Raw genomic sequence first — 1,950 nt, forward strand, 5'->3', positions numbered from 1 at the left:
GGCGGCTCCGCGGCGGGCGGGCACCCTCAGCGGCACCGGGGATCGGACCGCCCGTCCGACGGCGGCCGGGGGCGAACCCCCGGTGGGACGCCGCGCACGACCCTGCCCCGTCCACTGCTCCACGCTCCAGGGGAGGCCGCTCCGCCCCAGCGGCCTCCCCGCCTCCCAGGTCCACGAGCAAGAGGAATGTGAGACACACCATGCAGATGCCTACGCAGCGCCTCCTCGACGTCGACACCTCGGTCGACCGAGCCGACGACCCGCGCCTGGACTACGCACGCACCCTCGACCGCGCCTTCGTCCACCGGGAGTCCCTCGCGGAGGTCTTCGTCACCGACACCCAGTCCCTGGGCGGCGACGCCCACGCGGCGGCGGCCCAGCTCCCCCGGTCGCACGCCTACTTCGGTGACCACCTGCTGAGCCCCCGCCTCCACGACCCGGTGCTGCTGCTCGAAGCGTGCCGACAGGTGGGCCTGGCCATCGCCCACTCCCACTACGGGGTGCCGTTCGACCACAAGTTCGTCCTCACCACCCTGGGCGTCAGCATCACCCGGCCGGACCGGATGGTCGTGGGGCCCCTGCCCTGCGCGCTCAAGATGCTCTGCTCGGTCGAGGACAAGCGGGTCAAGGAGGGGCGCGTGGTCGGATACGACTGCCGCTTCCGCCTCTTCGTCGACGGGGCCGAGGTCGGCAGCGCCGTCGTGGGCCTGCGCTTCAAGTCCCCCGAGAGCTACGGCAAACTGCGGCTGAGCAACCGGTCGGGCGCCCCGGTGCCCTCCACCGCGACCTTCGAGTTCGCCGTCGCCGGAGAGGCGCCCGCCCCCTACCTGGTGGGACGGGGCAACAGCGACAACGTGGTGCTGGCCGGACTCGGCACGGACGTGGACGTCACCTCCGCCTCCCTGCGGGTACTGCCGCAGCACCCGAGCATGTTCGACCACGCCCAGGACCACCTCCCGGGCATGGTCCTGGCCGAGGCCGGGCGCCAGCTGGCCCTCAACGCACTCCTCGAGACCAGGGGAGCCTCACCGGCCAAGACCTACCCCGCCGAGATCATCGCGTCCTTCAGCAGTTTCGGAGAGTTGGAACCCCGCACCGACCTCCTCGCCCGCGTCGTACCGGCGGAGGAGGCCGGCACGGACGTCTACTACACCCAGGGCGGGACGGTGGAGTACCCGACCACCTCCGACTCCGCCACCGGCCCGATCCCCGTCGAGGTGGACGTCCGTCAGCGGGACGAGTCGATCTGCCGGCTGGACATCGGACTCGTCCGACTGCCCTCCTGACCCGGACCGACGGTACGAACGCCACTTCCACAGGCAGGAGAGACGCACATGGCCGCCAGCGGCGGAGCGCCCGGTACGGGGGCACGGACACCGAGCATCGCCTTCTTCGACGTGGACGAGACACTCATCTCCCCCAAGAGCATGTTCTCGTTCCTGGAGTTCTACTTCCACAACAGCGCCCGCCCGCCCGGCGCCTACGAACGGGTCGTGGCCGAGCTGCGTGAGGCGGCGGCGCAGGGGGCGCCCCGCCAGGACGTCAACCGCCGCTACTACCGGCTGATGAGGGGCGAGTCCGCCCACCGCCTGCGGGCGATGGGCCGGGAGTGGTTCGCCGCCAGGTCCCTCGAACCGGGTTTCTGGCACTACCCGGTGGTGGAGCGACTGCGCCGACACCGTGCCGCGGGCGATCTGGTCGTCCTGCTGTCGGGGTCCTTCTTCGCCTGCCTGGAGCCGATCCGCGAGACCGTCGGGGCGCACTGGGCCCTCGGCACCCGACCCGCCCTGCGCGGATCCCAGCTCACCGGTGAGGTCCTGGTGCCGATGATCGGCGCCACCAAGGGGACGGCGGCCCGGGCGGCCGCCGCCGTACGCGGGGTCCGCCCCGCCGACTGCACCGCCTACGGCGACCACTCCAGCGACCTGCCGCTGCTGTCGGCTGGGGGGG

General features: G+C 72.3%; 2 protein-coding genes. Both read left to right on the forward strand.

What is annotated here, in order from left to right; translation table 11 throughout:
• Positions 1-200: 200 nt before the first annotated feature.
• The gene (locus D471_RS0106050) at positions 201-1,286 is read left to right on the forward strand and encodes a ScbA/BarX family gamma-butyrolactone biosynthesis protein (protein ID WP_017597798.1); all 1,086 of its coding nucleotides are present in this window, start codon (positions 201-203) and stop codon (positions 1,284-1,286) included.
• 48 nt (positions 1,287-1,334) lie between these two features.
• A partial coding sequence (locus D471_RS0106055; protein ID WP_017597799.1) for an HAD family hydrolase occupies positions 1,335-1,950 on the forward strand: 616 nt, incomplete at its 3' end.

This window comes from Nocardiopsis lucentensis DSM 44048 (assembly GCF_000341125.1).
Lineage (GTDB): Bacteria > Actinomycetota > Actinomycetes > Streptosporangiales > Streptosporangiaceae > Nocardiopsis > Nocardiopsis lucentensis.

Bases quoted from the DNA above. Each gene is read 5' to 3' on its own strand.
- D471_RS0106050 (WP_017597798.1), top strand. From the start codon at position 201: ATGCAGATGCCTACGCAGCGCCTCCTCGACGTCGACACCTCGGTCGAC.